Source organism: Streptomyces sp. NPDC043853, assembly GCF_056436025.1.
This window is the reverse complement of record NZ_JBWKDJ010000017.1, coordinates 132,918-146,419: the sequence shown is the minus strand read 5'-3', so window position 1 is coordinate 146,419 and position 13,502 is coordinate 132,918. Positions and strand designations below refer to the sequence as shown.

Here is a 13,502-nt window from a genome sequence, read left to right as displayed (position 1 = left end):
CGGGAAGATCCCGGCCCGGCCAGTTTGCAGGCATTCACCCCTTTTATCGACTCGGAAATTCCCGCCGGAGGCCGCGGCAACACGAAGGGCCGCACCTCCCTGAGGAGGCGCGGCCCTTCACGGCTGTGCGCGGGGTTGACCCGTACGGGCGATCACTCGCCCGGGAGACCGGACGGTCAGGCGCCCATCATGTGCACGCCGCCGTCGACGTGCACGATCTCGCCGGTGGTCTTCGGGAACCAGTCCGACAGCAGGGCGACGACACCGCGGCCGGCCGGCTCCGGGTCGGCCATGTCCCAGTCCAGCGGGGAGCGGTGGTTCCACACGTCGGCCAGCTCCGAGAAGCCCGGGATGGACTTCGCGGCCATGGAGCCGATCGGGCCCGCGGAGACCAGGTTGCAGCGGACGTTCTCCTTGCCCAGGTCGCGGGCGAGGTAGCGGCTGGTGGCCTCCAGCGCGGCCTTGGCCGGGCCCATCCAGTCGTACTGCGGCCAGGCGAACTGCGCGTCGAAGGTGAGGCCGACGACGGCCGCGCCCTCCGCCGGGAACAGCGGTTTGCAGGCCATGGTCAGGGACTTCAGCGAGAACGCCGAGACGTGCATGGCGGTGGAGACCGACTCGAACGGCGTGTTCAGGAAGTTGCCGCCGAGGGCGTCCTGCGGGGCGAAGCCGATGGAGTGGACGACGCCGTCGAGGCCACCGAGCTCGTCGCGGACCAGCTGCTCCAGGCGGCCCAGGTGCTCGTCGTTGGTGACGTCGAGCTCGATGACCTTGGCGGGCTTGGGCAGCTTCTTGGCAATGCGCTCGGTCAGCGTGGGTCGCGGGAACGCGGTGAGGATGACCTCGGCGCCCTGCTCCTGAGCCAGCTTCGCGGTGTGGAAGGCGATGGAGGACTCCATCAGCACACCGGTGATCAGGACGCGCTTGCCGTCGAGAATTCCGCTCATGTTGATCAGTGACCCATGCCCAATCCGCCGTCAACGGGAATGACGGCTCCGGTGATGTACGAGGCGTCGTCGGACGCGAGGAAGCGCACCGCGGCGGCGACCTCCTCCGGCTGCGCGTAGCGGCCCAGCGGGACCTGCGACACGATGCCGGCGCGCTGCTCGTCGGTGAGCACCTTCGTCATGTCGGTGTCCACGAAGCCCGGGGCCACAACGTTGAAGGTGATGTTACGGGAGCCCAGCTCGCGCGAGAGGGAGCGGGCGAAGCCGACGAGCGCGGCCTTGGAGGCGGCGTAGTTCGCCTGGCCGGCCGAGCCGAGCAGGCCGACGACCGAGGAGATCAGGACGACACGGCCCTTCTTGGCCCGGAGCATGCCCCGGTTGGCACGCTTGACCACGCGGAAGGTGCCGGTGAGGTTGGTGTCGAGGACCGAGGTGAAATCGTCCTCGGACATGCGCATCAGCAGCGTGTCCTTGGTGATGCCGGCGTTGGCCACCAGCACCTCGACCGCGCCGTGCTTCTCCTCGATCTCCTTGTAGGCGCTCTCCACCTGCTCGGAGTCGGTGATGTCGCAGCGGACCGCCAGCACGCCCAGCTCGGCGAGCTCGGCCGGGGGCTCCCCCGAGCGGTACGTGATCGCGACCTTGTCGCCGGCGTCGGCGAAGGCGCGGGCGATGGCGAGGCCGATGCCCCGGTTTCCTCCGGTGACGAGAACCGAGCGGCTCAACGGATCACCCTTTCGCTAGCGGTCTGGATACCGAAAACCTAGCGGTCCGCTCCGCCGTTCGAGGAATCGGGCATCGACAGGGCCTCGCGACGGGCTCTGTCGAGTCCCTACAGAAAGTGGTAGGCACGGCGGCCCCGGGCGCGACATGATCGGAGCGACCATTCCCGACCTGGGAGGACTTTCCGTGCCCCAAACCATCGACGCGGCGTTCACCGCGCTGCCCCTGCGGGCGCTCGCCGACGCGGCGCTCGCCCGGGCCCGCGCGCTGGGTGCCGAGCATGCCGACTTCCGGCTGGAGCGGATCCGCAGCGCTTCCTGGCGGCTGCGCGACGCCAAGCCCTCCGGCGGCTCCGACACCACCGATCTCGGCCTCGCGGTCCGGGTCGTGCACGGTGGCAGCTGGGGCTTCGCCTCGGGCGTGGACCTCACCATGGACGGCGCGGCCAAGGTCGCCTCGCAGGCCGTGGCGATGGCGCAGCTGTCCGCCGAGGTGATCAAGGCGGCGGGTTCCGATGAGCGGGTGGAGCTGGCCCAGGAGCCGGTGCACGCCGACCGGACGTGGATCTCCGCCTACGACGTGAACCCGTTCGAGGTGCCGGACGGGGAGAAGGCGGCCCTGCTGGCCGACTGGAGCTCCCGGCTGCTGCGGGCCGACGGGGTGGCCCACGTGGACGCCTCGCTGCTCGCCGTGCACGAGAACAAGTTCTACGCGGACACGGCCGGCACCGTGACCACCCAGCAGCGGGTCCGGGTCCACCCGCAGCTCACCGCGGTGGCCGTGGACGACAAGACCGGCGAGTTCGACTCCATGCGGACCATCGCCCCGCCGACCGGCCGCGGCTGGGAGTACCTGACCGGGACCGGTTGGGACTGGGACGGCGAGCTGGAGCGGATCCCGGAGCTGCTCGCCGAGAAGATGCGCGCGCCGAGCGTCGAGGCCGGCCGCTACGACCTGGTCGTCGACCCCTCGAACCTGTGGCTGACCATCCACGAGTCCATTGGGCACGCCACCGAGCTCGACCGGGCGCTGGGCTACGAGGCGGCGTACGCGGGCACCTCTTTCGCCACCTTCGACCAGCTGGGCAAGCTGAGGTACGGCTCCCCGATCATGAACGTGACGGGTGACCGGACCGCCGAGCACGGCCTGGCCACGATCGGGTACGACGACGAGGGCGTGCAGGGCCAGAGCTGGGACCTGGTGCGGAACGGCACCCTGGTCGGCTACCAGCTGGACCGGCGGATCGCGAAGCTGACGGGCCTCGGGCGGTCGAACGGGTGCGCGTTCGCCGACTCCCCCGGCCACGTGCCGGTCCAGCGGATGGCGAACGTGTCGCTGCTGCCGGATCCGGGCGGGCTGTCCACCGAGGACCTGATCGGCGGGGTGGAGCGCGGGATCTACGTGGTCGGCGACCGCTCCTGGTCGATCGACATGCAGCGCTACAACTTCCAGTTCACCGGGCAGCGGTTCTTCCGGATCGAGAACGGGCGGCTGGCCGGCCAGCTGCGCGACGTCGCCTACCAGGCCACGACCACCGACTTCTGGGGATCGATGGAGGCCGTCGGCGGCCCGCAGACCTACGTGCTGGGCGGTGCCTTCAACTGCGGCAAGGCCCAGCCGGGCCAGGTCGCGGCGGTCTCGCACGGCTGCCCGTCCGCGCTGTTCCGCGGCGTCAACATCTTGAACACCACGCAGGAGGCGGGACGCTGATGGCGCCGAACCACACCAAGCCGCACGAGATCGTCGAGCGGGCCCTGGAGCTGTCCACGGCCGACGGCTGCGTCGTCATCGCCGACGAGGAGTCCACCGCGAACCTGCGCTGGGCGGGCAACGCGCTCACCACCAACGGGGTGACCCGCGGCCGCACCCTGACGGTGATCGCCACCGTGGACGGCAAGGAGGGCACGGCCTCGGGCGTGGTCTCCCGCGGCGCGGTCACCGCCGCCGATCTGGAGCCGCTGGTCCGCGCCGCCGAGGCGGCCGCCAAGGCGGCCGGCCCGGCCGAGGACGCGCAGCCGCTGGTCACCGGCACCCCGGCGTCCCCGGGCTTCACCGAGGCCCCGGCGGAGACCTCCTCGGCGGTGTTCGCAAAGTTCGCGCCGGCGCTGGGCGAGGCCTTCGCCCGGGCCCGCGCGGGCGGCCGCGAGCTGTACGGCTTCGCCAACCACGAGCTGGTCTCCAGCTACCTCGGTACCTCCACCGGCCTCCGGCTCCGGCACGACCAGCCCAACGGCACCCTGGAGGTCAACGCCAAGGCCCCGGCCGCGGACGGCCGCCCGCGCTCGGCCTGGGCCGGCCGCTCGACCCGGGACTTCTCGGACGTGGACCCGACCGTGCTGGACGCCGAGCTCGCCGTACGGCTGGGCTGGGCGGAGCGGCGGATCGAACTGCCCGCCGGGCGCTACGAGACCCTGCTGCCGCCGACCGCGGTGGCCGACCTGCTCATCTACCAGATGTGGTCGGCCACGGCCCGGGACGCGGTGGAGGGCCGCACGGTCTTCTCCAAGCCCGGCGGCGGCACCCGGCTCGGCGAGAAGCTCTCGCGGCTCCCGGTGACCCTGCGCAGCGACCCGGCCGAGCCGGGACTGGAGTGCGCACCGTTCGTGATCGCGCACAGCTCGAGCGACGACGCCTCGGTGTTCGACAACGGCCTGCCGGTGCCGACCACCGAGTGGATCAAGGACGGCGAGCTGGCCCGGCTGATGACCACCCGGCACACGGCGGAGCTCACGGGGCAACCGCTCTCCCCGGGCTTCGGGAACCTGATCCTGGACGCGGGCGGCGAGAAGTCGCTGGAGGAGATGGTCGCCGCCACCGAGCGGGGCCTGCTGCTCACCTGCCTCTGGTACATCCGCGAGGTGGACCCGGCCACGCTGCTGCTGACCGGTCTGACCCGGGACGGCGTGTACCTGGTGGAGAACGGCGAGGTGGCCGGGGAGGTGAACAACTTCCGGTTCAACGAGTCGCCGGTGGACCTGCTCTCCCGGGCCTCCGAGGCCGGGCGGACCGAGAAGACCCTGCCGCGCGAATGGAGCGACTGGTTCACCAGGGCCGCGATGCCCGCTCTGCGTATCCCCGATTTCAACATGAGTTCGGTAAGTCAGGGCGTCTGACCACCTAGAATGTGCGGGAACCCTCATCCGCACCCCTACTCACTCCATCCCAAGGAGAGTCACGACCGTGACCGACATCGTCGACGAACTCAAGTGGCGCGGGCTGTTCTCGCAGTCCACCGACGAAGAGGCCCTGCGCAAGGCGTTCGCGGACGGCCCGGTCACGTTCTATTGCGGATTCGACCCGACCGCGGCCTCGCTGCACGTGGGACACCTGGTGCAGGTGCTCACCATGCGCCGGCTCCAGCAGGCCGGAAACCGGCCGCTGGCGCTGGTCGGCGGGGCCACCGGGCAGATCGGTGACCCGCGGCCGACCGCCGAGCGCACCCTGAACGACCCGGAGACGGTCGCGAACTGGGTGAACCGGCTGCGGGCGCAGATCGAACCGTTCCTGTCCTTCGAGGGCGAGAACGCGGCCACCATGGTGAACAACCTGGACTGGACCGCCGGCATGTCCGCGATCGAGTTCCTGCGGGACATCGGCAAGCACTTCCGCGTCAACAAGATGCTGACGAAGGACTCGGTCGCCCGCCGGCTGGAGTCCGACCAGGGCATCAGCTACACGGAGTTCAGCTACCAGCTGCTGCAGGGCATGGACTTCATGGAGCTGTACCGGCGGCACGGCTGCACCCTGCAGCAGGGCGGGTCGGACCAGTGGGGCAACCTGGTGGCCGGCCTCGACCTGATCCACAAGGTGGAGCCGGACGCCCACGTGCACGCGATGGCGACCCCGCTGATGGTCAAGGCGGACGGCACCAAGTTCGGCAAGACCGAGAGCGGGGCCGTCTGGCTGGACCCGGAGATGACCACTCCGTACGCGTTCTACCAGTTCTGGCTGAACGTGGACGACCGGGACATCTCGACGTACATGCGGATCCTGTCCTTCAAGTCCGTCGCGGAGCTGGAGGAGCTGGAGGCGCAGACCGCCGAGCGGCCGCAGATGCGCGCCGCGCAGCGGGCGCTGGCCGAGGAGCTGACCACCCTGGTGCACGGCGCCGACCAGTGCGCCGCCGTGATCGCCGCGTCCCGGGCGCTGTTCGGGCAGGGCGACCTGACGGATCTGGACGAGGCCACGCTGGCAGCCGCCCTGTCCGAGCTGCCGCAGGCCACGGCCGACGGACTGGCGCCGGTGGTGGACCTGTTCGCCGACACCGGCCTGGTGGCCAGCAAGTCGGCCGCGCGGCGCACCGTGAAGGAGGGCGGCGCCTACGTGAACAACGTGAAGATCACCGCCGAGGACGCGGTCCCCGCCAAGGAGGACCTGCTGCACGGGCGCTGGCTGGTGCTGCGCCGGGGCAAGAAGAACCTGGCCGCGGTGGAGGTCACCGGCATCTGACCGGGACCGTCCCGAGGTGACGCACGGCGAGGGGCCGGTGCGGACGATCCGTCCGTACCGGCCCCTTCGCCATGCCTGCGTCTTCGCGTCCCGCGCCGGTCAGGCGGTGCGCTTGCCGCGGAAGGACATGTAGATCATGTCGCCGAGTCCGACGATGAGCACGGCCCCGGCGAGCTGCAGCAGATGCCGGATCCAGTCGATGCCCGCCGTCTCGCGCACCCCGATCCAGCCGGCGACGGCATTGCCGAGGATGGCCCCGACGATGCCGAAAAGGGTCGTCAGCCACAGTGGCTGGTGCTGTTTCCCGGGCAGGATGGCCCGGGCTATGAGGCCCAGCACGAATCCGACGATGATCGCCCACAACCAGCTCATGTCGCCTCCTCGGGGCGCGATGTGCGCATGTGGGCCCAGTTTCGAGCCGATCGGCGAAGCGCGCATTTCGGGCGACCCCGTTCGGAGGACCCCCTCTCCCCGGCGCGAGGGGCCCGGCGTACGGTGGAGGGGTGAAGAAGCGGAACGGAGCCGAGGTCTTCAGGATCACCGGTGCCCGGTTGGGGCTCCAGGAGGACGTACGGGGGCGGCAGCGCCGCTATGTGATCTCGATGTCGATCAGGACCCTGTCGGTGATACTCACCGTGATCCTGTGGAACGTGGAGCGCCATGTGGCGGTGGTGACGCTCATCGCGGGCGCGCTGCTGCCGTACGTGGCCGTGGTCATCGCCAACGCGGGGCGGGAGAACACCCCGGCGCTGCCCTCGAACTTCATCCCCTCACCTGTACATCCGCCCCTCGAAGCGGGAAACCTCAAGAAAAGCTCAGATCAATCATGAAGTTCCGGTGCACCGCACCGGGTCCTGCGTGACATACTGCCTACGCGCTCCGCATCCCCCGTCGGAGCGACGTATCGACGCCGGGCAGCTCCCCCCGTGGCTGCTCGGCGTCGTCATGTCCGGGGGCGCGTATCGGGTGATCCCGTCTTCACGCCGTCTTCTAGGGTTGGGGCGTGAACCTCTTCGCCGACGAACCGGCCACCCCGATCTGCTCCGCCAAGGGCTGCCGCGACGCTGCGGTCTGGGTCCTGGCCTGGAACAACCCGAAACTGCACACGCCGGATCGCCGCAAGACCTGGCTGGCGTGCGAGCAGCACCGCGAGCACCTGTCCCAGTTCCTGGGCGTGCGCGGGTTCCTCAAGGACGTCGTGAGGTTCGAGGAGTGGGAGGAGCCGGAAGGCTCCTGAGGGACCGGCCTGCGGCGGTCAGCCGCCGATGGCCGACATGGGGCGGGCGGGCTGGAGGAAGCTGGGGTCGTCCAGGCCGGAGCCGGCCTTCTTGCCCCACATCGCCTTCTTCCAGAGCTCGGCGACCTCCTCGTCCGTGGCGCCCGAGCGCAGGGCTGCGCGCAGGTCGGACTCCTCCGTCGCGAACAGGCAGGTACGGACCTGGCCGTCGGCGGTGAGCCGGGTGCGGTCGCAGGCACGGCAGAACGGCCGGGTGACCGAGGCGATGACTCCGACGGTGGCCGGGCCGCCGTCGACGATCCAGCGCTCCGCCGGAGCGGCGCCGCGGGCTTCCTGGCCCTCTTCGGTCAGCTCGAAGCGGGTGCGCAGGGACTGGAGGATGTCGCCGGCGGTGATCATGCCGCTGCGCTTCCAGCCGTGCTGGGCGTCCAGCGGCATCTGCTCGATGAAGCGGAGCTCGTAGCCCTGGTCGATGGCCCAGGCGAGCAGGTCGGGGGCCTCGTCGTCGTTGAGGCCGGGCATCAGGACGGCGTTGACCTTGACGGGGGTGAGGCCGGCGTCCCGGGCGGCGGCCATGCCCTCGATGACGTCCTTGTGCCGGTCGCGCCGGGTGAGGGTCTTGAAGACCTCGGGCCGCAGGGTGTCCAGGGAGACGTTGACCCGGTCCAGGCCGGCCGCCTTGAGGGCGGTGGCGGTCCGCTTGAGGCCGATGCCGTTGGTGGTGAGGGACATCCTGGGGCGCGGCTCCAGGGCGGCGCACCGCTCGACGATGCCGACCAGGCCGGGGCGGAGCAGGGGCTCGCCGCCGGTGAAGCGGACCTCGGTGACGCCGAGGGAGGTGACCGCTATGTCGATCAGCCGGACGATCTCGTCGTCGCTCAGCAGATCGGGCTTGGCCAGCCACTGCAGGCCCTCTTCGGGCATGCAGTACGTGCACCGCAGGTTGCACCGGTCGGTGAGCGAGACGCGCAGGTCAGTGGCAACGCGGCCGTAGGTGTCGAGAAGCACTGTGGGCCTCCTCCCCTGTCCGGTGTGAGGTGCTTCCGGGGGTGTCCCGGCAGGTATCCGATGAGATCGAGACTACGCGACCCGTGTGGCCGGCTGACGTCGCCGAATGAACGAGACGTAACGTGGCCGCGTCGTACTTCCGTACGACGCGGCCACGCTCGGTGTTCGGAGGATCTCAGTGCGCCCCGGTTCCCGTCAGCGACCGGACCTCGAGTTCCGCGTACTTCTGGGGGTCGGCCTTCTCCTTCGAGAGGACGGTGCCCAGCCAGCCCAGCAGGAAGCCCAGCGGGATGGAGATCAGGCCGGGGTTCTCCAGCGGGAACCAGTGGAAGTCCATGCCCTTGAACATGGAGCTCTTGGGATTGCCGGACACCACCGGTGAGAACAGCACCAGCACCACCGACGAGATCAGGCCACCGTAGATCGACCACAGGGCGCCCCGGGTGGTGAACCGCTTCCAGAAGAGGCTGTAGAGGATCGTCGGCAGGTTGGCGGAGGCCGCGACGGCGAAGGCGAGGGCGACCAGGCCGGCCACGTTGATGTCGCGGGCCAGGGCGCCCAGGCCGATGGCGACGGCGCCGATGACCACGGTGGACCAGCGGGCCGCCCGCACCTCTTCCTTCTCGGTGGCCTGCCCCTTGCGGATCACGTTGACGTAGATGTCGTGCGCGAAGGACGAGGAGGAGGCCAGGGTGAGGCCGGCGACCACCGCGAGGATGGTCGCGAAGGCCACGGCGGAGATCACGGCGAGCAGGATGGCGCCGCCGGTGGAGTCGGGGCCGCCGCCGATCTCCTGGGCGAGCAGCGGGGCGGCCGTGTTGCCGGAGGGGTTGGAGTCGATGATCTCGGTCCGGCTGAGCAGCGCGGCGGCGCCGAAGCCGAGGGCGATGGTCATCAGGTAGAAGGCGCCGATGATGCCGATGGCCCAGTTGACGGACTTACGGGCGGCCTTGGCGGTGGGCACGGTGTAGAAGCGGATCAGGATGTGCGGCAGGCCGGCGGTGCCCAGGACCAGGGCGAGGCCGAGGGAGATGAAGTCCAGCTTGGAGGTCCCGGTGGCGCCGTACTTCAGGCCGGGTTCCAGGAACGCGGAGCCCTTGCCGCTGTTCTCGGCGGCCTCGCCGAGCAGGTCGGAGACGTTGAAGTTGAACTTCCACAGCACCATGAAGGTGATCAGCAGGGCGCCCGCGATCAGCAGGACGGCCTTGACCATCTGGACCCAGGTGGTGCCCTTCATGCCGCCGATGGAGACGTAGACGATCATCAGGACGCCGACCAGGGCGACGATCGCGATCTTCCCGCCGTCGCTCTTGATCCCGAGCAGCAGCGAGACGAGCACCCCGGCGCCGGCCATCTGGGCGAGCAGGTAGAAGATCGAGACCACGATGGTGGAGGTGCCGGCGGCGGTGCGGACGGGGCGCTGGCGCATCCGGTAGGCGAGGACGTCGCCCATGGTGTAGCGGCCGGAGTTGCGCAGCGGCTCGGCGACGAGCAGCAGCGCGACGAGCCAGGCGACCAGGAAGCCGATGGAGTAGAGGAAGCCGTCGTAGCCGAAGAGGGCGATGGCGCCGGCGATGCCGAGGAAGGACGCCGCGGACATGTAGTCGCCGGAGATGGCCAGGCCGTTCTGGAAGCCGGTGAACTGGCGGCCGCCGGCGTAGAAGTCGGCGGCGCCGCGGGTCTGGCGGCCCGCCCAGATCGTGATGATCAGCGTGGCGACCACGAACAGCCCGAAGAGGGTGATGATCAGCGGCCGGTGCTCGGAGGCCCCGCCGGCGGCCAGGTGGTAGGCGTGTGCGGCGCTCATTCTCCGGCCTCCATCCGCTGCTTGATGGCCTGTGCCCGCGGGTCGAGCTTGGCGGCGGCGTGCCGGGAGTACCACCAGGCGATGAGGAAGGTGGTGGCGAACTGCCCGAGGCCGAGTACGAGTGCGACGTTGACGTTGCCGAACAGCTTGGTCCCCATGAAGCCGCCCGCGTAGTTGGACAGCAGCACGTAGAGCAGGTACCAGGCGATGAAGGCCGCGGTGAGCGGGAACGCGAAGGAGCGGTAGGTGCGGCGCAGTTCGCCGAACTCGGGGCCGGCCTGGACGGCGGCGAAGCGTTCGGCCGGGAGGACGGCCGGCTGCGTGTCCGGGCCGCCGGGCGGCGGCGCTGCTTCGGTGGTCACGGGAGGTTCTCCTTGCGACGCGGATGCGGTGGGAACGGCTGACAAAACGACCTCCGTGGGGGGGTTGATGGTGCGGTCCCCCCTGTGCAACGGCACGGAACCCGGACGGCGGCGGTTCACCCCCCGCTGTGACTTCCGGAACTTCCGCAGGAACTCTTCGTCGAACTGATGGCGCAAACACGAACGCGACAGCTAGGTTCACCTGTCATGAACCCGTCCGACGCAACCCGCGTCAGGACGGCTTTTTCACGGATGATGTGGAGAACCCATGGCTCATCTGGGATCCGGCCGCTCGCGCGCCCTCGCGGTACCGGTCGGCCTGGCCCTCACGGCCTCGCTCGCCTTCCTGCCCGCGGTGTCCGCCACCGCGGCTCCCGCGGAAGACTCGGGCGTGACGGCCGCACCGGCCACCGGCCCGAAGCTGTCCTACGTGGCGAACCTGACCGCGTACGGGACGGCGAAGCAGGCCAAGAAGGCCATCGAGCGGGCCGGCGGAACGGTGGTGACGGCGTATGAGCAGATCGGCGTCGTCGTCGCGCACTCCCAGAACCCCGACTTCGCCAAGCAGCTGCGGGCCCAGCGGAGCCTGTTCGTGTCGGTCGGCGCCACCCGCACGGCCCCGCTCACCCCGGTGCAGACCACCGAGGAGGGCGCCACGCAGAAGCTGAGCGCGGCCGACGCCGCCAAGGCCGCGGCGGCGGCCGCGCCGGGCGAGGAGCCGCTCGAGGCCAACCAGTGGGACCTCCGGGCGATCAAGGCCGACCAGGCGCACAAGATCAACGATGGCAGCCGGGACGTCACCGTCGGTGTCATCGACACGGGTGTCGACGACACCCACCCCGATCTGGCCCCCAACTTCTCGCGCGAGCAGTCGGCCAACTGCGTGGGCGGCGTCGCCGACACCTCCGAGGGCGCCTGGCGTCCGTACGCCGACGGCAGCGACCACGGCACCCACGTGGCCGGCACCATCGCCGCCGCCCGCAACGACATAGGCATCAGCGGTGTCGCGCCGGGCGTGAAGGTCGCCGGCATCAAGGTGAGCGAGCCCGGCACCAGCCTCTTCTTCACCGAGGCGGTCGTCTGCGGCTTCATGTTCGCCGCCGAGAAGGGGATCGAGGTGACGAACAACAGCTACTACGTCGACCCCTGGCTCTACAACTGCAAGGCGGACGCCGACCAGGGCGCCCTGGTCGAGGCCCTCACCCGGGCGACCCGGTACGCCGAGAAGAAGGGCGTCCTGCACGTCGCCTCGGCCGGCAACTCCAACCACGACCTGGCGGGCGACTCGATCCTCGACGACAGCAGCCCGGACGACGCCACCCCGGTGCCGCGGACCATCGACCCCAAGGTCTGCCTTGACATGCCCACGCAGCTCCCGGGCGTGGTCACCGTCTCCGCCACCGGCGACAAGGGCCTGAAGTCCTACTACTCCAGCTACGGCCTCGGCGTGGTGGACGTGGCAGGACCGGGCGGCGACAAGTGGCAGACCCCGGCTACCCCGGACGCCAACGGCCGCGTGCTGTCCACCGTCCCGGGCGGCGGCTACGGCTACAAGCAGGGCACCTCGATGGCCGCGCCGCACGTCGCGGGCGTCGCCGCGCTGCTCAAGAGCGCCCACCCCGGCGCCACGCCGGCCCAGCTGCAGCGGATGCTGAAGGCCCAGGCCGACAAGCTGGCCTGCCCGGACAAGGTCTACGACAACACCGGCAACCTGATCGACGCCACCACCTGCCAGAGCAAGTGGGGCCAGACGGGTTACTACGGCCACGGCCTGGTCAACGCGCTGAACGCGGTCAAGTAGCGGTACGGCGGCGATCCGGCGGTCAGGGGGCCGTCTGATCCTGAAGGCACGGGCGGGGCCGGGGGGGGAACATCCCGCCCGGCCCCGCCCCGCTCACGCCCTGCGGGGGACCGTGGGCATCACGGCGTGATGAGGACCTTCAGCGCGCTGCGGTCGTCCATCGCGCGGTACCCGTCCGGCACCTCCTCCAGGCCCACCGCCCGGTCGAACACCGGAGCCGGGTCGATGGCGCCGGACAGGACGTCCTCCAGCAGCTCCGGGATGTAGGCGCGGACGGGGGCCACTCCGCCGCGCAGGGTGATGTTCCGGTCGAACATGACACCGAGGTCGAGGCCGGTGCCGCTGCCGTGCGGCACGCCCACGTAGCCGATGGCACCGCCGTCGCGGGTGATGTTCACCGCGGTGCGCATGGACTGCTCGGTGCCCACGGCCTCGATGACGGAGTGCGCGCCCTGTCCACGGGTGAGCTCGCGGACGGCCGCCTCGGCGGCCTCCCCGCGCTCCGCGACCACGTCGGTGGCACCGAACAGCTTGGCTATGTCGGTACGGGCGGCGTGCCGGCCCAGGGCGATGATCCGCTCGGCACCGAGCCGCTTGGCGGCCAGGACGCCGCACAGCCCGACCGCGCCGTCACCGACCACCGCGACGGTGGACCCGGCGCGGACGCCGGCGCCCAGGGCCGCGTGGTGCCCCGTGCCCATGACGTCGGAGAGCGCGAGCAGTCCGGTCAGCAGGTGGTCGTCGGAGGCGGCGTCGGTGGGCAGCTTCACCAGGGTGCCGTCGGCGTGCGGGACCCGGACGGCCTCGCCCTGGCCGCCGTCGTGCCCGACCGAGCCCCAGAATCCGCCGCTCACGCAGGAGGTGTGCAAGCCCTCGGAGCAGTAGTCGCAGGTGCCGTCGGACCACATGAACGGGGCGACGACCAGGTCACCGGCGCGCAGCCCGGTGACCTGCGGGCCGGTCTCCTCGACCACGCCGAGGAACTCGTGGCCGATGCGCTGGCCGGGCTGCCGCGCGGCGTTGCCGCGGTAGGCCCACAGGTCGCTGCCGCAGATGCAGGCGCGGAGCACGCGGACGACGGCGTCCTCGGGCTGCCGGATCGCGGCATCGGGCACCTCCTCCACGCGGATGTCGTGCGGGGCGTGGATGACGGTGGCTCGCATGGTGG

At 70.6% G+C, this 13,502-nt stretch carries 13 protein-coding genes; 6 read left to right on the top strand and 7 right to left on the bottom strand.

Going from position 1 to position 13,502, the window contains the following annotated elements; all coding sequences use genetic code 11:
* Window positions 1-176: 176 nt before the first annotated feature.
* Together fabI and fabG are read right to left on the bottom strand one after the other, a co-directional pair.
* Complete coding sequence (gene fabI / locus AC067U_RS32825; protein ID WP_478833462.1) at window positions 177-947, bottom strand: enoyl-ACP reductase FabI; 771 nt, start codon at window positions 945-947, stop codon at window positions 177-179.
* Window positions 948-952: 5 nt separating this feature from the next.
* Entirely contained in the window at window positions 953-1,672 is a 720-nt protein-coding gene (fabG, locus tag AC067U_RS32820) for a 3-oxoacyl-[acyl-carrier-protein] reductase (protein ID WP_393579008.1), read from the bottom strand.
* Window positions 1,673-1,856: 184 nt separating this feature from the next.
* Between fabG and AC067U_RS32815 the strand changes: the two genes are divergently transcribed.
* The 3 genes from AC067U_RS32815 to tyrS all read left to right on the top strand — a co-directional run bounded on the left by AC067U_RS32815 (window position 1,857) and on the right by tyrS (window position 6,119).
* The gene (locus AC067U_RS32815) at window positions 1,857-3,380 is read left to right on the top strand and encodes a TldD/PmbA family protein (protein ID WP_478833461.1); all 1,524 of its coding nucleotides are present in this window, start codon (window positions 1,857-1,859) and stop codon (window positions 3,378-3,380) included.
* Window positions 3,380-4,783, top strand: a complete 1,404-nt coding sequence (locus tag AC067U_RS32810) for a metallopeptidase TldD-related protein (RefSeq protein ID WP_478833460.1) — start codon at window positions 3,380-3,382, stop codon at window positions 4,781-4,783. The genes AC067U_RS32815 and AC067U_RS32810 overlap by 1 nt, the downstream gene beginning before the upstream one ends.
* 67 nt (window positions 4,784-4,850) lie before the next feature.
* Complete coding sequence (gene tyrS / locus AC067U_RS32805; protein WP_478833459.1) at window positions 4,851-6,119, top strand: tyrosine--tRNA ligase; 1,269 nt, start codon at window positions 4,851-4,853, stop codon at window positions 6,117-6,119.
* A gap of 99 nt (window positions 6,120-6,218) precedes the next feature.
* Here tyrS and AC067U_RS32800 read toward each other — a convergent pair whose 3' ends face one another.
* Entirely contained in the window at window positions 6,219-6,491 is a 273-nt protein-coding gene (locus AC067U_RS32800; protein WP_478833458.1) for a GlsB/YeaQ/YmgE family stress response membrane protein, read from the bottom strand.
* A gap of 131 nt (window positions 6,492-6,622) precedes the next feature.
* Here AC067U_RS32800 and AC067U_RS32795 point away from each other — a divergent pair, with 131 nt between their 5' ends.
* Window positions 6,623-6,949, top strand: a complete 327-nt coding sequence (locus tag AC067U_RS32795; RefSeq protein ID WP_478833457.1) for a DUF3099 domain-containing protein — start codon at window positions 6,623-6,625, stop codon at window positions 6,947-6,949.
* 173 nt (window positions 6,950-7,122) lie between these two features.
* Window positions 7,123-7,356 (top strand): hypothetical protein, encoded by a 234-nt coding sequence (locus AC067U_RS32790; RefSeq protein ID WP_478833456.1) that lies wholly within the window; start codon window positions 7,123-7,125, stop codon window positions 7,354-7,356.
* Between the two features lie 18 nt (window positions 7,357-7,374).
* Here AC067U_RS32790 and moaA read toward each other — a convergent pair whose 3' ends face one another.
* From moaA to AC067U_RS32775, 3 genes are all read right to left on the bottom strand, one after another.
* Window positions 7,375-8,364 carry a GTP 3',8-cyclase MoaA gene (gene moaA / locus AC067U_RS32785; RefSeq protein WP_478833455.1) on the bottom strand — a complete coding sequence of 330 codons (990 nt, stop codon included), beginning with the start codon at window positions 8,362-8,364 and terminating at the stop codon, window positions 7,375-7,377.
* A gap of 175 nt (window positions 8,365-8,539) precedes the next feature.
* Window positions 8,540-10,171, bottom strand: coding sequence for a solute symporter family protein (locus tag AC067U_RS32780; protein ID WP_478833454.1), 1,632 nt, complete (start codon window positions 10,169-10,171; stop codon window positions 8,540-8,542).
* Complete coding sequence (locus AC067U_RS32775) at window positions 10,168-10,533, bottom strand: DUF485 domain-containing protein (RefSeq protein WP_478833453.1); 366 nt, start codon at window positions 10,531-10,533, stop codon at window positions 10,168-10,170. Before AC067U_RS32775 ends, AC067U_RS32780 begins: the two co-directional genes overlap by 4 nt.
* 268 nt (window positions 10,534-10,801) lie before the next feature.
* Here AC067U_RS32775 and AC067U_RS32770 point away from each other — a divergent pair, with 268 nt between their 5' ends.
* The gene (locus AC067U_RS32770; RefSeq protein WP_478833452.1) at window positions 10,802-12,334 is read left to right on the top strand and encodes a S8 family serine peptidase; all 1,533 of its coding nucleotides are present in this window, start codon (window positions 10,802-10,804) and stop codon (window positions 12,332-12,334) included.
* Between the two features lie 119 nt (window positions 12,335-12,453).
* On the opposite strand, the gene AC067U_RS32765 is transcribed toward AC067U_RS32770, so the two are convergent.
* A complete protein-coding gene (locus AC067U_RS32765; protein ID WP_478833451.1) occupies window positions 12,454-13,497 on the bottom strand; it encodes a zinc-dependent alcohol dehydrogenase family protein in 1,044 nt (347 codons plus the stop codon).
* Window positions 13,498-13,502: the final 5 nt, after the last annotated feature.